This is a genomic window from Georhizobium sp. MAB10, assembly GCF_045012825.1.
GTDB lineage: Bacteria > Pseudomonadota > Alphaproteobacteria > Rhizobiales > Rhizobiaceae > Georhizobium > Georhizobium profundi.
The window spans coordinates 3725674-3746666 of record NZ_CP118314.1; the positions used below are offsets into that span (position 1 = coordinate 3725674).

Annotated in this window: 22 protein-coding genes and 1 other RNA gene; 12 read left to right on the top strand and 11 right to left on the bottom strand. The window is 62.1% G+C overall.

Annotated elements, in window-relative coordinates:
- Positions 1 to 59 precede the first annotated feature (59 nt).
- From PU133_RS17875 to PU133_RS17885, 3 genes are all read left to right on the top strand, one after another.
- A complete protein-coding gene (locus tag PU133_RS17875; protein WP_404862779.1) occupies positions 60 to 1280 on the top strand; it encodes an NAD-dependent epimerase/dehydratase family protein in 1221 nt (406 codons plus the stop codon).
- A gap of 164 nt (positions 1281 to 1444) precedes the next feature.
- Positions 1445 to 2266 (top strand): glycosyltransferase, encoded by an 822-nt coding sequence (locus tag PU133_RS17880; RefSeq protein WP_404862780.1) that lies wholly within the window; start codon positions 1445 to 1447, stop codon positions 2264 to 2266.
- A 1-nt stretch (position 2267) separates the two neighbouring features.
- Positions 2268 to 3164, top strand: coding sequence for an NAD-dependent epimerase/dehydratase family protein (locus PU133_RS17885; protein ID WP_404862781.1), 897 nt, complete (start codon positions 2268 to 2270; stop codon positions 3162 to 3164).
- 15 nt (positions 3165 to 3179) lie between these two features.
- Here the strand turns inward: PU133_RS17885 and PU133_RS17890 are convergent, their stop codons facing one another.
- The 4 genes from PU133_RS17890 to ruvC all read right to left on the bottom strand — a co-directional run bounded on the left by PU133_RS17890 (position 3180) and on the right by ruvC (position 5825).
- Positions 3180 to 3500: a hypothetical protein gene (locus PU133_RS17890; RefSeq protein WP_404862782.1), complete on the bottom strand. Its 321-nt coding sequence runs from the start codon at positions 3498 to 3500 to the stop codon at positions 3180 to 3182.
- A 59-nt stretch (positions 3501 to 3559) separates the two neighbouring features.
- Positions 3560 to 4600: a Holliday junction branch migration DNA helicase RuvB gene (gene ruvB, locus PU133_RS17895; protein ID WP_404862783.1), complete on the bottom strand. Its 1041-nt coding sequence runs from the start codon at positions 4598 to 4600 to the stop codon at positions 3560 to 3562.
- Positions 4601 to 4678: 78 nt separating this feature from the next.
- The gene (gene ruvA, locus PU133_RS17900; RefSeq protein WP_404862784.1) at positions 4679 to 5293 is read right to left on the bottom strand and encodes a Holliday junction branch migration protein RuvA; all 615 of its coding nucleotides are present in this window, start codon (positions 5291 to 5293) and stop codon (positions 4679 to 4681) included.
- Positions 5294 to 5312: 19 nt separating this feature from the next.
- The gene (gene ruvC / locus PU133_RS17905; RefSeq protein WP_404862785.1) at positions 5313 to 5825 is read right to left on the bottom strand and encodes a crossover junction endodeoxyribonuclease RuvC; all 513 of its coding nucleotides are present in this window, start codon (positions 5823 to 5825) and stop codon (positions 5313 to 5315) included.
- Positions 5826 to 5994: 169 nt separating this feature from the next.
- Between ruvC and PU133_RS17910 the strand changes: the two genes are divergently transcribed.
- A complete protein-coding gene (locus PU133_RS17910; RefSeq protein ID WP_404862786.1) occupies positions 5995 to 6999 on the top strand; it encodes an LLM class flavin-dependent oxidoreductase in 1005 nt (334 codons plus the stop codon).
- 124 nt (positions 7000 to 7123) lie between these two features.
- The gene (locus PU133_RS17915; RefSeq protein ID WP_404862787.1) at positions 7124 to 7804 is read left to right on the top strand and encodes an SH3 domain-containing protein; all 681 of its coding nucleotides are present in this window, start codon (positions 7124 to 7126) and stop codon (positions 7802 to 7804) included.
- Positions 7805 to 7882: 78 nt separating this feature from the next.
- On the opposite strand, the gene PU133_RS17920 is transcribed toward PU133_RS17915, so the two are convergent.
- Positions 7883 to 8629, bottom strand: a complete 747-nt coding sequence (locus PU133_RS17920) for a YebC/PmpR family DNA-binding transcriptional regulator (protein WP_404862788.1) — start codon at positions 8627 to 8629, stop codon at positions 7883 to 7885.
- 219 nt (positions 8630 to 8848) lie between these two features.
- Here PU133_RS17920 and PU133_RS17925 point away from each other — a divergent pair, with 219 nt between their 5' ends.
- Both PU133_RS17925 and PU133_RS17930 read left to right on the top strand, forming a co-directional pair.
- Positions 8849 to 9688 (top strand): MBL fold metallo-hydrolase, encoded by an 840-nt coding sequence (locus PU133_RS17925; RefSeq protein WP_404862789.1) that lies wholly within the window; start codon positions 8849 to 8851, stop codon positions 9686 to 9688.
- A 65-nt stretch (positions 9689 to 9753) separates the two neighbouring features.
- On the top strand, positions 9754 to 10251 hold the full coding sequence (locus PU133_RS17930) for a pyridoxamine 5'-phosphate oxidase family protein (protein ID WP_404862790.1): 498 nt from the start codon (positions 9754 to 9756) through the stop codon (positions 10249 to 10251).
- A 112-nt stretch (positions 10252 to 10363) separates the two neighbouring features.
- Here PU133_RS17930 and PU133_RS17935 read toward each other — a convergent pair whose 3' ends face one another.
- The 3 genes from PU133_RS17935 to PU133_RS17945 form a co-directional block, all read right to left on the bottom strand.
- Complete coding sequence (locus PU133_RS17935) at positions 10364 to 11125, bottom strand: TerC family protein (RefSeq protein ID WP_404862791.1); 762 nt, start codon at positions 11123 to 11125, stop codon at positions 10364 to 10366.
- A gap of 83 nt (positions 11126 to 11208) precedes the next feature.
- Positions 11209 to 12036, bottom strand: a complete 828-nt coding sequence (locus PU133_RS17940) for a TIGR00282 family metallophosphoesterase (protein WP_126011787.1) — start codon at positions 12034 to 12036, stop codon at positions 11209 to 11211.
- A 9-nt stretch (positions 12037 to 12045) separates the two neighbouring features.
- Positions 12046 to 12639 (bottom strand): 5-formyltetrahydrofolate cyclo-ligase, encoded by a 594-nt coding sequence (locus tag PU133_RS17945; RefSeq protein ID WP_404862792.1) that lies wholly within the window; start codon positions 12637 to 12639, stop codon positions 12046 to 12048.
- Between the two features lie 230 nt (positions 12640 to 12869).
- On the opposite strand from PU133_RS17945, the gene PU133_RS17950 reads away from it, so the two are divergent.
- Positions 12870 to 13079, top strand: a complete 210-nt coding sequence (locus PU133_RS17950) for a hypothetical protein (protein ID WP_404862793.1) — start codon at positions 12870 to 12872, stop codon at positions 13077 to 13079.
- 25 nt (positions 13080 to 13104) lie between these two features.
- Here the strand turns inward: PU133_RS17950 and ssrS are convergent.
- From ssrS to PU133_RS17965, 3 genes are all read right to left on the bottom strand, one after another.
- Positions 13105 to 13261: non-coding RNA, 6S RNA (gene ssrS, locus PU133_RS17955), on the bottom strand.
- 73 nt (positions 13262 to 13334) lie between these two features.
- Positions 13335 to 13694, bottom strand: coding sequence for a cell division protein ZapA (locus tag PU133_RS17960; RefSeq protein WP_126011791.1), 360 nt, complete (start codon positions 13692 to 13694; stop codon positions 13335 to 13337).
- Positions 13695 to 13758: 64 nt separating this feature from the next.
- On the bottom strand, positions 13759 to 14031 hold the full coding sequence (locus PU133_RS17965) for a DUF4164 domain-containing protein (RefSeq protein WP_126011793.1): 273 nt from the start codon (positions 14029 to 14031) through the stop codon (positions 13759 to 13761).
- Between the two features lie 314 nt (positions 14032 to 14345).
- On the opposite strand from PU133_RS17965, the gene tkt reads away from it, so the two are divergent.
- The 4 genes from tkt to PU133_RS17985 all read left to right on the top strand — a co-directional run bounded on the left by tkt (position 14346) and on the right by PU133_RS17985 (position 20972).
- Entirely contained in the window at positions 14346 to 16337 is a 1992-nt protein-coding gene (gene tkt, locus PU133_RS17970) for a transketolase (protein WP_404862794.1), read from the top strand.
- A 66-nt stretch (positions 16338 to 16403) separates the two neighbouring features.
- On the top strand, positions 16404 to 17405 hold the full coding sequence (gene gap / locus PU133_RS17975; RefSeq protein WP_126011797.1) for a type I glyceraldehyde-3-phosphate dehydrogenase: 1002 nt from the start codon (positions 16404 to 16406) through the stop codon (positions 17403 to 17405).
- Positions 17406 to 17782: 377 nt separating this feature from the next.
- The gene (locus PU133_RS17980) at positions 17783 to 19696 is read left to right on the top strand and encodes a potassium/proton antiporter (RefSeq protein WP_404862795.1); all 1914 of its coding nucleotides are present in this window, start codon (positions 17783 to 17785) and stop codon (positions 19694 to 19696) included.
- Between the two features lie 79 nt (positions 19697 to 19775).
- Positions 19776 to 20972: a phosphoglycerate kinase gene (locus PU133_RS17985; RefSeq protein WP_404862796.1), complete on the top strand. Its 1197-nt coding sequence runs from the start codon at positions 19776 to 19778 to the stop codon at positions 20970 to 20972.
- Positions 20973 to 20993 lie beyond the last annotated feature (21 nt).

A 20993-nucleotide genomic window follows, 5' to 3' on the forward strand; every position in this document is an offset into this window, starting at 1 on the left:
TGCTGACACAGACCTGGCCTAACGGACGACGCATTACAGCGATTACGGAGTTTTCTCGCATGAAGATTGCGGTACTTGGCGGCGATGGCTTCGTCGGCTGGCCCACTTGCCTTCACCTCTCGGCACAGGGCCATGAGGTTCACATCGTCGACAATCTGTCGCGCCGCTGGATCGACACGGAACTGGGCGTCCAGTCGCTGACGCCGATGGATTCGATCCAGGAGCGCACCCGCATCTGGCATCAGGAAACCGGTCATCGCATCCGTTTCCACCTGATCGACATCGCGCGCGATTACGACGTCTTCAAGCACTGGCTGATCGAGCATCGGCCCGAGGCGGTAATCCATTTCGCCGAACAGCGCGCTGCGCCCTATTCCATGAAGTCGGACCGGCACAAGAACTACACGGTCAACAACAACGTCAACGCCACGCACAACCTCCTGAACGCGCTGGTCGAGACCGATATCGACGCTCACCTCGTCCATCTCGGCACGATGGGCGTCTATGGCTATTCAACCATTGGCGCGGCGATCCCGGAAGGTTACCTGCCAGTCGGCATCGAAACGCTGTCCGGCGAAACGGTCAGCCAAGACATTCTCTATCCGGCCAATCCCGGCTCGATCTACCACATGACGAAATGCCTGGATCAGCTGCTGTTCCAGTTCTACGCCAAGAATGACGGCCTGCGGATCACCGACCTGCACCAGGGCATCGTTTGGGGCACGCACACGGACCAGACGCGCCGCCACGCCCAGTTGATCAACCGGTTCGACTATGACGGCGACTACGGCACGGTGCTTAACCGCTTCCTCATCCAGGCGGCGATCGGCTATCCGCTGACGGTCCATGGCACCGGTGGCCAGACCCGCGCCTTCATCCACATCCAGGATTCGGTGCGCTGCATCGAAATCGCGCTGAAGAACGGCCCGTCGCGCGGCGACAAGGTCAAGATCTTCAACCAGATGACCGAGACGCACCGGGTGCGGGATCTGGCCGAGATGATCGCCAAGATGACGGGCTCCGAGATTGCCTACCTGCCCAATCCGCGCAAGGAAGCCCCGGAAAACGAGCTGATCGTGAAGAACGAGCAGTTCCTCGCACTTGGCCTCAACCCGACCACCCTGACCGAGGGGCTGCTTTCGGAAGTCGTCGACGTCGCGAAGAAATTCGCCTACCGCGTCGACCGCAGCCGCGTGCCGGCCGTCTCCGCCTGGACGAAGGACATCGCCCCGACGCTCAACCGCGACCCGGAAGGCAAGAAGCTGAAAAGCGTTTCCTAGAGCAGAAAGCGCCGTCGCGAGTGGCGTCGCCCGCCCTAAGACGTCAGGGTCGGGCTTGTCCCGACCCTCTACGATGGCGCCGGTTCAGCAGACCCTCGGGACAAGCCCAGGGTGACGGCTGTTAAGTGTCGGTCGCAGCAGTAAGCCGTGTCACGAGAGAGCTGATGCCCCTTCCCTCCCCCTACGCCTACGTCACCCTGGTCACCAATCGGGACTACGCGATGGGTGCGACGGCGCTCGTTCGGTCGCTGAAGCTGACCGGCACGGCCGCCGACCTTGTGGTCATGCACACGGGTGGCGTCGATCAGCAAGCGCTCGGGCCGCTCGTCGAGCTTGGCGCGAAACTCTACCCAGCCGAGCTTCTCGATTGTTCGGACGCGTTCAACGAGCGGCACAGTCGAGCCCGAATCCATGCGGATGCGCCCTTTACCAAGGGGCGCAAACCGGCCTTTCATTCGCCGCTCGACAATTTCTGCAAGCTGCGGCTCTGGCAGATGACGCAGTATGAGCGTGTCGTGTTCATCGACGCCGATGCGATCGTCGTCCGCAACATCGAAAAGCTCTTCGCCTATCCGGAATTCTCCGCCGCGCCGAATGTCTATGAGAGTGTTGCCGACTTTCACCGGCTGAACTCCGGCGTGTTCGTGGCAAAACCTTCAAAGGCGACGTTCGATGCAATGATTGCGCGGTTGGATGAGCCCGACGCGCACTGGCCGCGCACGGACCAGACCTTCCTTCAAACCTTCTTTCCCGACTGGCACGGCCTGCCGGTCACGATGAACATGCTGCAATATGTGTGGTTCAGCATGCCTGCTCTGTGGAATTGGAGCTCGGTCAAGGTGATCCATTACCAGTATGAAAAGCCTTGGGAGACCGACCATCCGAAGGCGCATCGGTTGCGCCCGCTGATCGACCTCTGGCAGGCTTACTATACGGGGGAGAACATTCCGGATATTGCGTCGCTACCCAATCCTGCGGACGCCTGACATGCGCGTGCTGGTGACCGGCGGTACGGGATATGTCGGGCGCTTCATCGCCGAAGCGATGCTGCGAGAGAGCTTCGAAGTCATCGTTGCCGGCCGGCGACCGCCCAGGTCGGATCTATTCACCACGCCGGTCGCCTTCCGGCCGCTCGACCTCGATCCCGATACTGACCAGACCGCCCTCCTCGAGGGTGTCGACTGGCTGGTGCACGGGGCGTTCGATCATGTCGCGGGCAAGTATCGGGGCGGCGAGGGCGATGATCCGGCACGGTTCATCCGGCTCAATCGGGAGGGCAGCATCGCGCTTTTCGAGGCGGCGAAGGCCCATGGCTTGCCCCGCGCCCTCTTTCTTTCGAGCCGCGCCGTCTACGGGCCACAGGGCCGACCAACAGTCCTGACCGAAGAAACTCCCGCCAAGCCCGATACACTCTATGGCCAGGTGAAGCTCGACGTGGAGCGCGCGCTGTCCGATCTCGCTTCGGAAGACTTCGTCGCAGCAAGCCTCAGGGTAACAGGTGTCTATGGCGCCCACCGGGCTGGTGGGGACCACAAGTGGCAGAGGCTGTTTGCGGATTTCCTCGCTGGTCGCAACATTGCGCCGCGCATTGCCACCGAGGTGCACGGGGGTGATGTCGCTCAGGCGGCGCTGCTGCTTCTTCGGCACGAAACTGCCGGCAGCGTCGCGGGTCGGACCTTCAATGTGTCGGACATCCTTCTCGACCAACGCGATCTACTCGCTCGCGTGGCCTCGCTGCTCGATGTTCCAGTCCAATTGCCGCCGCCCGGCGATTCGGCAAGCGTGGATGTCATGGATTGCACGGCAATCCAGGGGCTTGGATGGCGGCCGGGGGGCTTCGAGAAACTCTATGCCGTTCTTCCAGACCTTGTGCGGACGCTCTGAACCGGCGGTCCCTTGTCAGGCGTCGAGCGCCTTCTTTTCCTTCTCCGCCCAGTCCTTGCCGGCCTCGCCACCCCAGAGAAGCCAGGCGACGTAGCCTGCCGAAGGGTTGTCGTCATCGCCGAAATTCTTCGCGCGCTTATCCACCTTGTGGCGGGCGAAATAGCTGGCCATGCGCTTCACGGTGTCGGCCGAAAGCGACTTGCGGTTCTTGAGGTCGCGGGCGCGGGCAACACCGACGTCGGTCCCGCCGCGCTTGAATTTTGCGCGAAGGTCGAGACCCTTTTCGGCTGCATCCGCCACCGCCTTCGGCGGTACATGATCGGTTGTCTTCGCCATATGATGCTCCTTCATCCTAATCGTGGAGCATCAACTCAAAGGTACGAAAAAGCGTTCCGTCAGTCCTCGTCGAACTGAATGCGGAACTGTGTCGCCTCCAGGTCTTTCGGCGCGTTGAGACCAAGGTGCTTCCAGGCGTTGGCGGTCAGGACACGGCCACGCGGCGTGCGCTGGATGAAGCCCTGCTGGATCAGATAAGGCTCAATGATGTCCTCGATCGCGTCGCGGGGCTCGGACAAGCCGGCGGCAATCGTCTCGATGCCCACCGGGCCGCCACCGAAGTTCTTGGCGATCATGAAGAGATAACGCCGGTCGAGCTGGTCGAGGCCGAGCGCGTCCACTTCCAGCCGCGTTAACGCCTCGTCGGCGACCTTGCGGTCTACGGCTTCGGCGCGCGCGACTTCGGCAAAATCGCGCACGCGGCGCAGCAGCCTGCCGGCGATACGCGGCGTGCCACGGGCGCGGCGGGCGACTTCCAGCGCGCCATCCTCGGTCATCGGCAAGCCCATGATGCGGGCGCCACGCCGGACGATGCTTTCGAGTTCCGGCACCGTATAGAAGTTGAGCCGTACCGGAATGCCGAAGCGGTCGCGCAGCGGCGTGGTCAAAAGCCCAAGCCGTGTCGTTGCCGCCACAAGCGTGAATTTCGCTAGATCGATCTTCACCGAGCGAGCGGCTGGACCTTCGCCGATGATGAGATCGAGCTGGAAGTCCTCCATCGCCGGATAGAGAATTTCTTCCACCGCCGGGCTCAAACGATGGATTTCGTCGATGAAGAGCACGTCGCGCTCTTCGAGATTGGTCAGAAGAGCAGCGAGATCGCCGGCCTTGGCGATGACGGGGCCAGACGTCGCGCGGAAATTGACGCCGAGTTCTTTCGCCATGATCTGCGCGAGCGTCGTCTTGCCGAGACCGGGCGGGCCGACGAAGAGCACATGATCCAGCGCCTCGCCACGTGCCTTGGCAGCCTCGATGAAGATCTTGAGGTTCGCGCGCGCTTCTGCCTGGCCGGTGAAATCATCAAGCGTCTGCGGCCGCAGCGACGCCTCGGTATCCTCGCCACGCTTTTCCGGGTCAATCAGACGGGCGGGATCACTCATGGGCGTTGGCCAAGGTCGGTAAATGGGTCATGCCGTCGGTGTAGTCCAGCCGCCCCGCGCCCGCAATCGCACCGCAGCTCACCGCGCCAGTTCCTTCAGCCCCAGCCGGATGAGCTTGGCGCTGTCGGCGTCTTCGCCTGCAGTCCTCACCGCGGCGGCGACGGCGCTGGCGGCCTGGTCGCGCGAATAGCCGAGATTGGTGAGCGCGGAGACTGCATCCGAGATGGGTGCGGAGGCGACGCCTTCGCCGAGCTCCTGCTTGAAGCCGATCGCGCCCGCGGCATCGCCGGCGAAGGCCGGCGCCTTGGCTTTCAGTTCCGTGACGATGCGCAAGGCGACCTTGGGGCCGATGCCGGGTGCGCGCGCCACGGTCGCTTTATCCTGCAGCGCAATGGCATTGGCGAGCTCGGATGCCGTCAGCGTGGTCAACACAGCAAGCGCCACCTTGGAGCCGACGCCCTGCACGCTTTGCAGCAGGCGGAACCATTCGCGCTCCAGCGTGCTCAGGAAACCATAGAGCCGGAACACATCCTCGCGCACATAGGTCTCGATATGGAGGATCACGGCTTCGCCGACGGCCAGTTTCGACAATGTGCGGCCGGAGCAGTAGGCGACGTAGCCGACGCCATGCACGTCGACGACGACATGGTCCTCGCCGATTTCGTCCACCGTGCCTTTCAGTTTTCCGATCATGGAACAGCTATCCGGTTCTCTAAGCGCTCGCGAGCCTCAACCGGCCGGCTGCGCTCTGGCGATGGTGGGCGTGGCAGATGGCGATGGCAATCGCGTCCGCGGCATCGTCGGTGTCGAATGTCGCCTTGGGCAGCAACACTTTCACCATCATGTGAATTTGCGCCTTGTCGCCGTGGCCGACGCCGATCACCGTTTTCTTGACCGCATTGGGCGCGTATTCGGCGACCGGCAGCCCGGCAAGCGCCGGCACCAGCATGACGACGCCCCGCGCCTGGCCGAGTTTGAGTGTCGCGACGGCATCCTTATTGACGAAGGTCTGTTCCACGGCTGCTTCATCGGGCTTCATGTCATGAAGAATGGCGGCGAGGCCTTGGTGGAGTTGCTTGAGACGGGTTGCCAGATCGCATTTCTCGTCAGACCTTATGGTGCCCGATCCCACGAAGCGCAGCGAGTTGCCGAGCGCATCGACCATCGCCCAGCCGGTACGGCGAAGGCCCGGATCGATACCCATGATGCGAATCGTCTGTTGCATGCGCGAAACCCTAGCTGCTGATGCCCTGTTCTGCCACGTATCTCGTGAACAAAAGAGAAACAAACTGGGGATCGAAACGCGGACGTCGATCGACGATGGTGGCGGTGGCGGATCGCAGCACCTAAATTCGCTTCAACACACACACGCTTCCGCTGCCAAAGGACCAGTCATGGTACCCCTTTCCATTCTCGATCTTTCGCCCATCGCCGAAAACCAGACGCCGGCCGATGCGCTGAAAGGCTCCCTGAAGCTTGCCCAGAAAGCCGAGGCGCTTGGCTACAATCGCTTCTGGCTTGCCGAGCATCACAACATGCACGGTATTGCGTCTGCCGCGACGGCCGTCGTGATCGGCCATGTCGCCGGTGGAACGAAGACGATCCGCGTCGGCTCGGGCGGCGTCATGCTGCCGAACCACGCCCCGCTCGTGATCGCCGAACAGTTCGGCACGCTGGAGGCCCTCTATCCCGGCCGCATCGATCTCGGGCTTGGCCGTGCGCCCGGCACCGACGGTCTGACCGCGCGGGCCTTGCGCCGCAACCTCGATGCCGGTGCGGAGAATTTTCCGAACGACGTGGTGGAATTGATGACGTTGCTCGGCCCTGCGCAGCCCGGCCAGCGCGTGCATGCGGTGCCTGGAGAGAACTCGAACGTGCCGATCTGGCTCTTGGGCTCCAGCCTCTATTCCGCGCAGCTCGCAGCCATGCTCGGTCTGCCATTCGCCTTCGCGTCGCATTTCGCGCCGGATTCGCTGATGCAGGCGCTTGCCATCTACCGCGAGAAGTTCCAGCCCTCCGCCGTGCTCGACAAGCCCTATGCCATGGCCGGCGTCATGGCCGCACCTGCCGAGACCGACGAGGAAGGCGCGTTTCTCTTCACCTCGGCGCAACAGCAATTCGTGAATCTGCGGCGCGGCACGCCGGGACGGACACCGAAGCCGGTGCACTCGATGGACGACGTCTGGACCGCGCACGAAAAGATCGGCATCGAGCACACTTTCCAGTATGCGCTCATCGGTTCGCCCGAGACAGTGCGCGAAAAGACCGATCGGTTCCTTGAATTGACCCAGGTGGACGAGCTGATCGTTTCCTTGCCGATCTACGATCTCGACAAGCGGCTGCGCGGCGTCGAAATCCTGGCCGGCATGCGCGACCAGATGGCGAAGCACGCCGCCTGAAATGCTGATGAACGGCGTATGAACCGGCGGTCCATCCTTGGTTCAGGATGGGCCCGTTAAATCTCTCTCCATGCTTCGCCCCTGAATGCATCGCAGAGCCGAAAAAGGCCGCAAGGAGAGTGAGATGAAAAAGTTCGTAATCGCCGCAGCAGCGTCGCTGGCCGCACTGGTCGCATTGCCGAGCATCGCGTCCGCAGCGCCAGGCTTTGTCACGACCAATCTGAATGTGCGGTCCGGTCCCGGCACGCAATATCCCGCCGTCACGGTCTTTCCGGCCGGCGCCCGCGTCGACGTCATCGGCTGCACGGCTGGGCCCGGCTGGTGCGATGTGCAGGGCGGTGGCGTGCGCGGCTGGGTTTCGGCCAGCTACCTCGATCTCGCTTATGACAATCGCCGCGTCCGCGCGCCGAGCTATGTCGCACGCATCGGCATCCCGACGGTCACCTTCTCCATCGGCAATTACTGGGACCGCCACTACCGCGGCCAAGGTTTCTACCGTGACCGCGGGCGTTACGAAGGCCGTCCGGTCGTTGTCCGTCCCGATCGGCCGGGCCGCCCAGTGATCGTGCAGCCTGATCGCCCGGGTCGTCCCGTCATCGTGCAGCCTGACCGCCCGGGTCGCCCCGGCGTTGGCAATCCAGGCCGCCCTGATCGGGTCGAGCGCCGCGAAGACCGTCGCGAGTTCCGTCAGGATGCCCGCGAGGATCGCCGCGAGTTCCGCCAGGAACGGCGCGAGGATCGCCGGGAATTCCGACAGGAGCGTCGTGAAGATCGCCAGGAGCGCCGCGAATTCCGGCAGTTTTGATGGGCATATGACAGAGATCAAATGAAAAAGCCCGCATCGGGGAACCGATGCGGGCTTTTGCAATCAAAATGCGACGGTTCAGGCAGAGAGCTTCGCCATGACCTCGTCGGAAATTTCAAAGTTAGCGTAGACGTTTTGAACGTCATCGTCATCGTCGAGCACATCGATGAGCTTCATCACCGATACGGCCTTTTCCTCGTCGACAGGCGTCGAGGTCTGTGGTTTCCAGATCGCCTTGACGGACTCGGCTTCACCCAGCTTTTCTTCGAGCGCCTTCGACACTTCGCCGATGTCCTCGAAGGCGCAGATCACCACGTGGCCGTTCTCGTCGGAGACGACGTCCTCGGCACCCGCTTCGATCGCGGCTTCCATCACCGCGTCGGCATCGCCGGCCGCCGGCTTGTAGACGATTTCGCCAACGCGGTTGAAGCTGAAGGCCACCGAGCCGGTCTCGCCGAGCGCGCCACCGGATTTGGTGAACGCCGCCCGTACATTCGACGCGGTGCGGTTGCGGTTGTCGGTCAGCGCTTCCACGATCAGCGCGACGCCGCCCGGGCCGTAGCCTTCGTAACGAATTTCTTCGTAGTTCTCGGCGTCGCCACCGGATGCCTTCTTGATGGCACGCTCAATGTTGTCCTTGGGCATGGACTGCGCCTTGGCGTTCTGGATCGCCAGCCGCAGGCGCGGGTTCATGGCCGGATCCGGCAAACCGCCCTTTGCCGCCACGGTGATTTCGCGCGCGAGCTTGGAGAACATCTTGGAGCGCACCGCGTCCTGGCGGCCCTTGCGGTGCATGATGTTCTTGAACTGTGAATGGCCTGCCATGTCGCCTCGCCTTGTTCTTTGTCTGTCGCCCCGCCGCTGGCATCGTGGATCGGGCTTTGCCGCGCTTATAGAAAAAGCGCTGCCCGTCGTCCAGAACCTCCAATCGCGTTGTCTCGTCTTCGATCGCATTCACGATGCCGTGACCGTTGCGATGGCCGGTGGACGTTCGTCCGTTTGACCGTAGTCTTGTCCTCCAGGCATTTCAGCTGAGGGCAGGTCATGATGACGAACGTGCTTTCGATGTCTGTCGTGGCGAGCCTTCTCGCCTCAGCGTTCCTCATCTCGCCCGCCATCGCACAGGAACAAATGGCGGTGAGCCAGTGCCAGGCGGTTGCGACGCGGCTTCCAGCAGCGCAGTTCACCAGCCTCGATGGTGCGGACAGTTTTCTCACCCTTGCCCAGTCGTCTGCCGAGGAGGTGCGGATCACCTTCGTTGCCCATTCCACTTATCTGATCGAAACGCCCGGCGGCGTGTCGATCGCCACGGATTTCAACGGTTATACGGGCGCGGCGGCAACCCCGACGGTGGTGACGATGAACAAGGCCCATTCCGGCCACTACACCGCCAGTCCCGACCCTGCCATCGAGCATGTCCTGCGGGGCTGGAACCCGGAAGGCGGGGCGGCCGACCACGATATCGTGGTGGGTGATACCTATATCCGCAATGTCACCACCGACATCCGCGCGGGCTATGAGGGGATGGAGGCGGATGGCAACTCGATCTTCATCTTTGAGGTCGCCGGCCTTTGCATCGGCCACCTCGGCCACCTGCATCACGCACTCACCGACGAGCATTACGGAGAAATTGGCCGGCTCGACATCGTGATGGTGCCGACCGATGGCGGACTGACCATGGGTGCGGAGGAGATGAGCCAGGTCGTGCGGCGACTGCGCTCATCTCTCGTCCTGCCCATGCACAGGATGGGACCGTCGCTCAGCGCCTTCATCGAACTGATGGGAGAAGACTGGGCACGAGACTATGTCGCCGAAACGGGCATCACAGTCTCGCTGCGTAGCCTGCCGGAACGGCCGACCGTGATGATCCTTCAAGGCATGTGATCGGAACCCGTTTTCGACCTCGGCGTTTGTTTGGGTAATTCCACCAACAGAAGCCGGAGCAATTAATGGCCGATCTCAAGAAAGCAGAAACCGATCCGAAGGCTCAGCTCTTCGACGAAATCGACGATCTTCACGCCGGAATGCTGGGCGTCGATGGGTCGGGCTTGCACATGCAGCCGATGGCTCCGCAGCTCGATCGCAACACCAACTCGATCTGGTTCTTCACGAAGAGCGATACGGACCTGGTGCAGGCGATCACGGCCGGAGCCCACGCGCATTTCTGCGTTGTCGGCAAGGACCACGACTATCACGCCTGCGTTTCCGGGCCGATCAGCGTCAATCTCGATCCGGCAAAGCGTGACGAATACTGGAACAGCGTCGTCGAAGCCTGGTTCGATGGCGGCAAGGATGATCCGAAGCTGACGATGCTGCAAATGAAGCTCGTCGACGGCAAGATCTGGGCTTCCACCGACAGCAAGATCAAGTTCGGCTGGGAAATCGCCAAGGCGAACCTCACCGACGACATGCCGCATGTGGGCGTGACGAAGGACGTTCGGTTCTGATCGCCTGAGGCTTCGATACGAAGCACACGATGCAAAAGGGGCTGGCCCACGGACCAGCCCCTTTTTTTGTGCTTGGAACTGGCAGCGCCCCGACCCGGGCGCTGCCGAGGCTTCAATGAGCGGCCGGTGCGCCGGCTGCGTTCTTGCGCTGGCGGGCGCGGCGGGCCAGCATGTTGAGCGCCTCGACGAGGCCCGAAAACGCCATGGCGGCGTAGATGTAGCCCTTGGGCACATGGAAGCCGAGGCCTTCGGCAATCAGCGTCATGCCGATCATCAGCAGGAACGACAGTGCCAGCATGACGATCGTGGGGTTGTTGCCGATGAAGCGCGACAGCGGGTTGGCCGCCAGCAACATGACGGTCACCGCGCCGACGACGGCGATCACCATGATCGGAACGTGATCGGTCATGCCAACTGCGGTGATGATCGAGTCGACCGAGAAAACGAGGTCGAGCAGCAGGATCTGCACGATCACGCCGGAGAAGGTCACGGTTGCGGCCTTGCCGATCATGTTGTCCTTGGAGTCCTCCACATCGACCGTGTGATGGATTTCCTTGGTCGCCTTCCAGACCAGGAAAAGCCCGCCGACGAGCAGGATGATGTCACGCCATGAGAAGTCCTGGCCGAAGGCGGAGAATACTGGTTCGGTCAACTGCACGATGAAGCTGACGAGCGACAAAAGGCCGAGACGAAGGACGAGCGCGAGGAGAATGCCGATGCGCCGTGCCCGCTCGCGCTGGCCCTCGGGCAGTTTGTTGGACAGGATGGAAATGAAAATGAGATTGTCGATGCCGAGAACGATTTCCATGACAAGGAGCGTCGCAAGCGCCACCCATGCCGCAGGATCGTTCATGAAAGAGAACCAGTCAGCCATTGGCATATCCGTTCTTGATGATGGCGTGAGAAACAGAAGTCGAAGTTAGTGCTTGAATCAACGCCCAAGAACGAGGGACCCGTTCATGCGTTCCAAAAGGATGGAATGGATTCCGCCAAGCGCGGCCCTAGGCGCAGCGGCGCCACTTTCTCGGCCAATCCGGTGCGATCGGAAATGTCCACGGCCACACCGCAAATCGTGGCCTCCCCTGCCGCAGCCTCGAAGCGACCCTTGGGCATCTTGGAGAGGAACCGGTTGAGCGGCTCTTCCTTGTCCATACCAAGCGAGGAATCGTAGTCCCCGCACATGCCGGCGTCCGACATATAGGCCGTGCCGCCATTGAGGATCTGGCAATCGGCCGTCGGCACATGGGTGTGCGTGCCGACGACGAGGCTTGCCCGTCCGTCGACGAAATGGCCGAAGCACTGCTTTTCGCTGGTCGCTTCCGCGTGGAAATCAAAAATGACCGCGTCGGCCTGCTCGCCGAGCGGACATGCCGACAGGATCGCCTCGGCTGCCTGGAACGGGTCGTCCAGGTCCGGATGCATGAAGACGCGGCCCATGATGTTGGAGACGAGGACCTGGGCTCCATTGCGGGCCCGGTAGAGATTGGCGCCGCGGCCCGGCGTTCCGGCGGGGAAATTGGCCGGCCGTAGAAACCGCTCCTGGCGCTCGCAAAATTCGATGGCTTCGCGCTGATCCCAGACGTGGTTGCCGGTCGTCATGACGTCCGCTCCGGCCTGCAGCGTCTGCAGAAGGATTTCCTCGGTCACGCCGAAGCCACCGGCCGCGTTCTCGCCGTTGACGATGACGAAATCGAGCCGGAAATCCGAAATCAGTGCGGGAAGTCGATCATAGACGGCCGTGCGCCCGCTGCGCCCGACCATGTCGCCAAGGAAGAGAAGCCTCATGGACCGCCTCTATACCTGAGGCTTCGCGGCGTGCAAGCCGGTCTCGGTGAGGATGGCATCGAGCGGAACATCATGCGGCTCGTCCGGCACCCGGTCGACGCGCTGGCTGTCGAAGGCGATACCGACGAGGCGAGGCTTGAGCCCCCTCTCCTGCAGTCTCGTAATCGCGCGGTCGTAATGACCGGCCCCATAGCCAAGTCGATGGCCCCTGTCGTCGAACGCCGCCAGCGGCACGAGCATGACGTTCGGATCGAGCACTTCGGCTTCCGGGCCGGGGCCGACGGTGCCAAACCCAGTATCGACCAGCGGCGCGTGGCGCAGCAATTCGCGAAACACTATCTCCTCGCGGCTGAGGATGGCCGGCACGCAAATGCGTGCGCCGCGATCGCGCAGATCCGCCATGAGTGGACGAATGTCGACTTCAGAGCGAATGGGCGAAAAACCCGACACGATTGCGCCGCTTGGCAGATCGATCAAAGTCCGACCGAGGTCGGCGATCGCGATGCTGGCTTCGATGCGTTCTTCGATCGACATGGCATCCCGGCGTGCCAGCGCCTGTCGTCGCAAATCAGCCTTGTCCGCAGCGCCCGCGTTCATGCCCATGTCGCCTGATCCTCACGTCTTATTTCCCGTCAATGCGGGGTCATCTTGCAACCATAGGGGGATGGCCGGCCAGACTTTCCGTTCTGATAAGTCGACATCGCTAAAACACAATGCAAATTGATCGCCGTCGGGCAGCACAATTTTCAGCCGACGCCGCTTTTTATGCGCGTCGGACGCTTCCGGCATCTTCACTTGCCGGGGCGTCGGGGGCAGCGGAGACTGGTGAGGGAATGCTTTCGGACATTGAAGCGGGCTATCTGAGCCGCATTGCGCGCGGCCAGACGGCAGAGGACATTGCCGCAGAAGACGGGATATCGGTGCAGGTCGTTCAGGATGCGCTGAGTGCAGCGGAAACGAAGCTGGGTGCGCTGAACCTGATGGACGCCGTGACCAAGGCGGCCCGACTGGGACTACTCAAGGATGACAGCAGCCTTCCTTGAAGCAACGTCAGTGCTGGAAAGAAAAGTGCGATCCACGGCGACCGATGGAGTTTTACGATCCCGGGTACCTACAAAGTAGGTGGGCGCCGTATAACCGAACCCACGGGTCCAGTCAGGGACAGCTCCCTTGGATCGCGTATGGCCCCGGGGAATGTTGTTCCTGTCGAGAAGCGCAGACCGCATTCTCAATATATGTCGAGCCGGTGCCTTTAGCCAGTGGCTCTCACCATCGCGAGCTCACATAAATATCCTGCCTCAGCGGGCCGTCAGGCGCTCCGAAAGCTTCTCGACATGATCGGTCACTTCGTTCAAGGCGAGCGCCAGCTGGTGGTCGGCGGTTTCCGACCGGGCGAGTGCCGCGTCGCGGGTCTTGCGCAGGGTTTCGAGCTCGCCGCGCAGGGATTGGATCGTGCGCTCGTTCTCGGACAGTTCGTCCATCACCATGATCGCCGACATGACGGTGAGCCGCAGGTCGCCGATTTCGCCGAACTGGTGCTTGAGGTGCGAAACGTAGCGATCGAACCGCGTCGCGAGGGTTGTCAGGTGTTCTTCCTGGCCCTCCTCGCACGCCATGCGATAGGCCTTGCCGTCGATATTGACCGTCACCTGTGACATTGCCGAGGCCCTTTCGTCCGGCTGTCGCCGCCACACAAGGGCAAGCGACTGGCCAATACCGCATTCATCGGTCGAGAACCGCCCGGATGGTTTCCATCGATGTGACCAAACGGCGGGAAACTTCGCGATTGGCTTCTTCCAACCGGTTCGCGCGGTCCTCGGCCTTGTCGAGGTCTTGCGCCAGACGGGACCGGTCGGCGTTCATGCGGGCAACTTCCGCCTCGGCGGCGCCGAAATCCTGTTCGTGTTCGAAACGATGCTCGATGGCATCATCCAAACCTGCCAGCGCCCGCCGCAGTCGTTCCAACGCCGCACCAACCTCGGACTCGCTCGTCATGGCTCCCCACACTCCGCAACGCCCGGACGCTTCGAATCATAGCGGCTCCCGACATTTAGGCCTTGGAGTTTAGGCGTCGTGCCAAGCGAGCGTCAATCAAGGGAAAAGACGTTCTCCCCCGCAAATCCAGTCCTCTAACCGCAATTCACGCCCATTGTCATTCCGGACTTTCCTTTCCGCCCTCAACCGACAAGCATCGTTGGATGGGCGCCGACCGCTGTCTGGCCGCAGTTTGATTGACTCAAGACCGCCAACTGCTATGTGTCACGCGCCTTCGGGGGAGCCCGCTTTTTCGTCAACGAAGCAGAGAACCAATGACCTCACGCGACAAGCACAACAGCATGGCCAATGCGATCCGCTTTCTTTCGATCGATGCGGTCGAGAAAGCCAATTCCGGTCACCCCGGATTGCCCATGGGCGCAGCCGATATCGCGACGGTTTTGTTTACCCGCTATCTCTCGTTCGATCCGAAGAACCCGAACTGGCCCGACCGTGACCGGTTCGTTCTTTCGGCCGGACACGGCTCGATGCTGCTTTATTCGCTGCTCTATCTGACCGGCTACGAAGACATCGACATCTCCGATATCGAGAATTTCCGTCAGATGGGCTCGCCGACTGCCGGCCACCCGGAATACGGCCATGCGGCTGGCATCGAGACGACGACCGGGCCGCTCGGCCAGGGTCTCGCCAATGCCGTGGGCATGGCAATCGCCGAGCGCAAGCTGGAAGCCGAATTCGGCTCCGATCTTCAGGATCACTACACCTATGCGCTGGTCGGCGATGGTTGCCTCATGGAAGGCATCAGCCAGGAAGCCATTTCGCTTGCCGGTCACCTCAAGCTGAACAAGCTGATCGTGCTTTGGGATGACAACGGCATCTCGATCGACGGCGCGATCAGCATTTCCGACTCCACCGATCAGATCAAACGCTTCGCTGCGTCCGGCTGGCACACGCTTGCCGTCGACGGTCATGATCCCGAAGCGATCGGCCGTGCCATCGAAGAGGCGCAGAAGAGCGAACGCCCGACCTTCATCGCCTGCAAGACGACGATCGGGTACGGCTCGCCCAACAAGGCCGGCAGTTCAAAGGCGCACGGTTCGCCGCTCGGCGCAGACGAGATCGCGCTGACCCGCACGCAGCTTGGCTGGAGTGACGAGCCCTTCGTCGTTCCCTCCGAAATCCTCGACGCCTGGCGCCTCGCCGGCCTGCGGTCCAACAAGGAGCGCAAGGCATGGGAAGATCGTCTTGCCGGAAAAGACGCCGAGATCCGCTCCACCTTCGAGCGCCGTTTCCGCGGCGAGCTGGCGGGCGCGTTCGAACCGGCGATCGAGGCCTACAAGAAGAAGCTCGTCGCCGACAAGCCGAAGGTTGCGACCCGCAAGGCATCCGAAATGGTGCTGGAAGTGATCAACGGTGCACTGCCGGAAACGCTTGGTGGTTCGGCCGACCTCACCGGTTCGAACAACACGAAGACCAGCCAGACCCAGCCGATCACGCCGGACGACTTCTCCGGCCGCTATCTGCATTACGGCATCCGCGAACACGGCATGGCTTCGACCATGAACGGCATCGCTCTGCATGGCGGCCTTATTCCTTACGGCGGCACGTTCCTCGTGTTCTCCGACTATTCGCGCCCGGCGATCCGCCTTGCGGCTCTTATGGGCATCCGCGTCATCCATGTGCTCACCCACGATTCGATCGGCCTTGGCGAAGACGGCCCGACCCACCAGCCGGTCGAGCATGTCGCGGCACTGCGTGCGATCCCGAATTTCCAGATGTTCCGCCCCGCCGATGCGGTCGAGACGGCGGAATGCTGGCAGTTGGCGCTCGAAAGCGAGAACAAGCCGTCTGGCCTTGCGCTCACCCGCCAGAACCTGCCGACGGTTCGCAACGACCATGTCGAGGACAATCTCTGCTCGTTCGGCGCCTACGACCTCGCTCCGGCATCGGATGCGGACGTGACGATCTTCGCGTCGGGCTCGGAAGTCGAAATCGCGCTGGAAGCCAAGGCGCGGCTGGACGGCATGGGTCACGCAACGCGCGTCGTGTCCGTGCCCTGCTTCGAGCTCTTCGAAGAGCAGACGGAAGAGTACCGCTCCGCGATCATCGGCCGTTCCAAGGTGAAAGTCGCCGTGGAAGCCGGCATTCGACAGGGCTGGGATGCGTTCATCGGTTCCGACGGCATCTTCATCGGGATGAATGGCTTCGGTGCTTCGGGTCCCTACCAGGAACTTTACAAGCATTTCGGCATCACGGCCGATGCGATCGTCGCAGCGGCCGAAGCTCGGCTTCACGGCGATCAGTAAGCCAGCATCGTCGGCCAGTTACGAAGGCCCGTTTCCAATCGGGCTTCAAGTGGAAGAGGAAATGTCATGACAGTGAAAGTCGCCATCAACGGTTTCGGACGGATCGGCCGCAACGTTCTGCGGGCCATCGTCGAGTCGGGCCGCACCGATATCGAAGTCGTTGCCATCAACGATCTCGGCCCGGTCGAGACCAATGCGCATCTGGTGCGCTACGACAGCGTGCACGGCCGTTTCCCGGGAAAAGTGACGGTCAATGGCGACACGATCGATGTCGGCCGCGGCCCGATCAAGGTAACGGCGGTCCGCGATCCGAAAGACCTGCCCTGGGGCGATGTCGACATCGCCTTGGAGTGCACGGGCATTTTCACCGATCGCGACAAGGCGGCACTGCATCTGCAGAACGGATCGAAGCGCGTGCTCGTCTCCGCGCCGGCGTCTGGTGCCGACAAGACGATCGTCTACGGCGTCAACCATGATGCGCTGACGAAGGACGACCTCGTCGTTTCCAACGCATCCTGCACGACGAACTGCCTCTCCCCGGTTGCCTACGTGCTCGACAAAGCCATCGGCATCGAGAAGGGCTTCATGACCACGATCCATTCCTATACGGGGGATCAGCCGACGCTCGACACCATGCACAAGGATCTCTACCGCGCCCGCGCGGCAGCGCTCTCGATGATCCCGACCTCGACCGGCGCCGCAAAGGCCGTCGGCCTCGTCCTGCCGGAACTCAACGGCAAGCTCGATGGCGTTGCGATCCGCGTGCCGACGCCAAACGTCTCGGTGGTGGACCTGACCTTCATCGCCAAGCGCGCGACGTCGGTTCAAGAAATCAACGATGCGATCCGCAGCGCCGCCGACGGCGAACTGAAGGGCATTCTCGGCTACACCGACGAGCCGCTCGTTTCGACCGACTTTAACCACGACCCGCATTCGTCGGTGTTCCACATGGACCAGACGAAGGTCATGGAAGGCACGATGTGCCGCATCCTGACCTGGTACGACAACGAGTGGGGCTTCTCCAACCGCATGTCGGACACGGCCGTTGCTATGGGCAAACTCATCTGACCTGAGCAGGGCCTGCCCGGCAGAGCCGGATATGTCAAAAGTTATAGAAAACGAAGCGCCCGACCTTTTCTCGGGCGCTTCGCGTTCTTAGATTGGTTGGGTGACCTGCCACTTCAGTCAGGCTCGCTTTCCACCAATATGAGGGACTGTCGCATCGCAATCGACGCCTTCGGCAACAGCATCAAGCCGCAATCTCGGCCAAGACGACTGCTCCGAAGATAGACAAAGCGTTTCGATCCAAAGCGCTGCCATGCAGCGTCGACCTCACGTGGTTCCGAGCCGTGCTGACGGCCCTGGACCGTTTCCCGTCAAGCGGAGCCCAGTGTCGTTTCCCGGCCGGTCCATGGATTGGATGACCAGGCTGGAGACCCGAACGCATGATGCTTGAAGCGATGTATCTCGTAATCCTTATCGGGACGCTTCTGGTTCTCATATCAGCCTTTTCGAGCCTTCTCGCCTTTCGCTTCGGCGCACCGCTCCTGTTGCTCTTCCTCTGCATCGGGCTAGCAGCGGGCGTCGACGGCCTCGGCATCAATTTCAGCAATGCATCTGCGGCCTATTTCATCGGTTCGCTCGCGCTAGCGATCATCCTGTTCGATTCGGGTTTCGGAACGTCGATCCAGTCCTTCAGGCAAGCGGCCGCGCCGGCGATCGCGCTGGCGACCATCGGAGTCGTGTTCACGACACTGTTGTTTGCGCTTGCCGCCCGGTTCGTCTTTGACTTCACGTGGCTGGAAGCGCTTCTCTTCGGCGCAATCGTCGGTTCGACGGACGCCGCCGCCGTCTTCTTCCTGCTGCGCATCGGCGGCATCAATATCCGCGACAAGGTCCGCTCTACGCTGGAGATCGAATCCAGTTCCAACGATCCGATGGCGATCTTCCTCACGATCACGCTGGTCGAACTGATCGCCAACGGAACGCCGCTCGGCGAAATGGGCGTTGATCTGCTGATCAGCTTCGGCCTGCAGATGGGCGTCGGGCTGCTTGCCGGTTTCATCGGCGGCATGATCATCGTCAGCCTGGTCAACCGCCTCAATCTGGAGCGAGGGCTGACGCCAATCTTCGTCATCGCCTTGTCGCTGCTCGTCTTTTCTGCAACCGGCGTTGCCGGCGGCTCGGGCTTCCTCGCCGTCTATGTGGCGGGTCTCTATGCGGGCAATCGGCAGATCCGGTCGGCACCGACGTTGAAGCGTTTCCAGGACGGCATGACGTGGCTGGCGCAGATCCTCATGTTCCTGCTTCTGGGACTTCTGGCGACGCCGTCGCAGTTTCCGGCCATCGCAGTGCCGGCGATCGCCATGGCAGTTTTCCTGATATTCATCGCCCGGCCGCTTGCGGTGTGGCTCACGCTTCTGCCCTTCGACTACAAGCGGGAGGAGACAGCATTCGTCTCATGGGTGGGTCTGCGCGGCGCGGTCTCCATCCTGCTCGCGATCCTGCCGCTGCTCGGCAATCTCGAGAATGCCACGACCTTCTTCAACGCCGCCTTCATCATCGTTCTGGTGTCGCTCATCGTGCAAGGCTGGACCATCAATCCCCTCGCCCGCCGGCTCGGGCTTGTGGTTCCGGCGCGGATCGGTCCAGTCGACAAGGTCGAACTTGAGCTGCCGGGAACCGCGCTTCACGAGCTTCTCGCCTACCGCGTCGTGCCGGACAGCCCCGTGGCGACCGGCGAGCGCATACCGCGCTGGGCACGGCCGTCGCTCGTCATCCGCGATGGCAAGTCCATGCGCTATCAATATGCCGGCCGCCTGCAGGCGGGCGACTATGTCTATCTCTTCATCTCGTCGCGCTATCCCCGCCTGCTCGACCGGCTTTTCGCCAGCCCACTGCCGGTGCAATCCGACGATGCGGAATTCTTCGGCGAGTTTTCGATCGATCCGCAGCGCCCCGCCAAGGACCTGCATGCGGCTTACGACATCGGGCTTGTGAAGGATGAGTTGGATCTCAGCATCGATGCGTTGCTGACGAAAAGGCTTGGAGGCAAGGCCGAGTTCGGTGACCGTGTGGTGCTCAAGAATGTCGAGATCATCGTGCGCGATGTGGACGATCAGGGCCGGATCACGAGCACTGGCCTCTCGCTTGATCCGGAAGCAAGCCGGCCGAACATCCCCGTCTTTCTTTCCGCGCGAGAGATCGCGGCGCTGTTGCGCCAGCGCGTGAAGCGCAGGCAACCGCCGGCCAAGACACCGCTCGGCCCGCCGCCCTCATCATTGACGCCGGCGACTAACACGACGGACGACCAGCAGCCACAGTCGACGTCCAGCGAGAAGCATACGGCAAGCGATTAGCATTGGGCGGCCCATGGTCCGACTTGCGTCAGCGCAGGGCATTTGTATTGTCTCCCGCGCCACATAAGGGGAATTCACGATGCCGGCCTTCCGCACTCTCGACGATCTCACCGATGTTTCGGGCAAACGCGTTCTGGTCCGGGTTGATCTCAACGTGCCGATGGAAAACGGCGATGTCAGCGACATGACCCGCATCGAACGGGTGCTGCCGACGATCGAGGAACTGTCCGGCAAAGGCGCCAAGGTCATCCTGCTGGCGCATTTCGGCCGCCCGAAGGGCAAGCGGGTGGACGACATGTCCCTGGCCCCTGTCGCCCGCGCTTTGGAAGAGGCTCTGGACCACGACGTGGTCTTTGCCACCGATTGCATCGGCGACGCGATGCAGAAGGCCATCGCAAAGATGGCCAATGGCGACATCATGCTGATGGAGAATACCCGCTTCTACGCCGGCGAAGAAGCCAATGATCCGGCTTTTACGGACGAACTTGCCGCTCTCGGCGACATCTACGTGAATGACGCCTTCTCGGCTGCCCATCGGGCACATGCGTCCACCGAGGGCCTTGCCCGGCGCCTGCCCGCCTATGCGGGACGGACGATGGAAGCGGAGCTGAAGGCGCTTGAAAAAGGTCTCGGCAATCCGGAAAAGCCGGTCGTGGCGATCGTCGGCGGCGCCAAGGTGTCGACGAAGCTCGATCTCCTGATGAACCTCGTGAAAAAGGTCGACGCGCTTGTCATCGGCGGCGGCATGGCCAACACGTTCCTCGCGGCACGCGGGACCGACGTTGGCAAATCACTCTGTGAGCACGATCTTGCGGCGACGGCCAAGCAGATCATGATCGAGGCCGCTTCCGCCGGCTGCGCGATCGTCCTGCCCGTCGATGCCGTGGTTGCGCGCGAGTTCAAGGCCGGCGCTACAAGCGAGACCGTGGATATCGCCAATGTGCCAGCCGACGCAATGATCCTCGATGTGGGCCCGCGCTCGGTCGAGGCGATCAATGGCTGGATCGACCGGGCGAAGACGCTCGTCTGGAACGGCCCGCTCGGCGCGTTCGAGATCGAGCCATTCCACAAGGCGACGGTCGCCGCGGCACGCCATGCCGCCGAGAAAACGCGCGATGGCAAGCTGGTGTCCGTCGCCGGCGGAGGCGATACTGTCGCGGCGCTGAACCAAGCGGACGCGACCGCCGACTTCACCTATGTGTCGACGGCCGGCGGCGCCTTTCTGGAGTGGATGGAAGGGAAGGACCTGCCAGGGGTCTCTGCACTCAAAGTTTGAAGCCAACTTTTAAACGATTGA

Bases quoted from the DNA above. Each gene is read 5' to 3' on its own strand.
- PU133_RS17950 (WP_404862793.1), top strand. From the start codon at position 12,870: ATGCTTTCGGACATTGAAGCGGGCTATCTGAGCCGCATTGCGCGCGGC.
- ruvC (WP_404862785.1), bottom strand. From the start codon at position 5,825: ATGCAACAGACGATTCGCATCATGGGTATCGATCCGGGCCTTCGCCGT.
- PU133_RS17910 (WP_404862786.1), top strand. From the start codon at position 5,995: ATGGTACCCCTTTCCATTCTCGATCTTTCGCCCATCGCCGAAAACCAG.
- PU133_RS17880 (WP_404862780.1), top strand. From the start codon at position 1,445: ATGCCCCTTCCCTCCCCCTACGCCTACGTCACCCTGGTCACCAATCGG.
- ruvB (WP_404862783.1), bottom strand. From the start codon at position 4,600: ATGAGTGATCCCGCCCGTCTGATTGACCCGGAAAAGCGTGGCGAGGAT.
- ruvA (WP_404862784.1), bottom strand. From the start codon at position 5,293: ATGATCGGAAAACTGAAAGGCACGGTGGACGAAATCGGCGAGGACCAT.
- PU133_RS17965 (WP_126011793.1), bottom strand. From the start codon at position 14,031: ATGACGAGCGAGTCCGAGGTTGGTGCGGCGTTGGAACGACTGCGGCGG.
- PU133_RS17885 (WP_404862781.1), top strand. From the start codon at position 2,268: ATGCGCGTGCTGGTGACCGGCGGTACGGGATATGTCGGGCGCTTCATC.
- PU133_RS17915 (WP_404862787.1), top strand. From the start codon at position 7,124: ATGAAAAAGTTCGTAATCGCCGCAGCAGCGTCGCTGGCCGCACTGGTC.
- PU133_RS17925 (WP_404862789.1), top strand. From the start codon at position 8,849: ATGATGACGAACGTGCTTTCGATGTCTGTCGTGGCGAGCCTTCTCGCC.
- PU133_RS17920 (WP_404862788.1), bottom strand. From the start codon at position 8,629: ATGGCAGGCCATTCACAGTTCAAGAACATCATGCACCGCAAGGGCCGC.
- gap (WP_126011797.1), top strand. From the start codon at position 16,404: ATGACAGTGAAAGTCGCCATCAACGGTTTCGGACGGATCGGCCGCAAC.
- PU133_RS17875 (WP_404862779.1), top strand. From the start codon at position 60: ATGAAGATTGCGGTACTTGGCGGCGATGGCTTCGTCGGCTGGCCCACT.
- PU133_RS17980 (WP_404862795.1), top strand. From the start codon at position 17,783: ATGATGCTTGAAGCGATGTATCTCGTAATCCTTATCGGGACGCTTCTG.
- PU133_RS17945 (WP_404862792.1), bottom strand. From the start codon at position 12,639: ATGGGCATGAACGCGGGCGCTGCGGACAAGGCTGATTTGCGACGACAG.
- PU133_RS17940 (WP_126011787.1), bottom strand. From the start codon at position 12,036: ATGAGGCTTCTCTTCCTTGGCGACATGGTCGGGCGCAGCGGGCGCACG.
- PU133_RS17890 (WP_404862782.1), bottom strand. From the start codon at position 3,500: ATGGCGAAGACAACCGATCATGTACCGCCGAAGGCGGTGGCGGATGCA.
- PU133_RS17985 (WP_404862796.1), top strand. From the start codon at position 19,776: ATGCCGGCCTTCCGCACTCTCGACGATCTCACCGATGTTTCGGGCAAA.
- tkt (WP_404862794.1), top strand. From the start codon at position 14,346: ATGACCTCACGCGACAAGCACAACAGCATGGCCAATGCGATCCGCTTT.
- PU133_RS17930 (WP_404862790.1), top strand. From the start codon at position 9,754: ATGGCCGATCTCAAGAAAGCAGAAACCGATCCGAAGGCTCAGCTCTTC.
- PU133_RS17960 (WP_126011791.1), bottom strand. From the start codon at position 13,694: ATGTCACAGGTGACGGTCAATATCGACGGCAAGGCCTATCGCATGGCG.
- PU133_RS17935 (WP_404862791.1), bottom strand. From the start codon at position 11,125: ATGGCTGACTGGTTCTCTTTCATGAACGATCCTGCGGCATGGGTGGCG.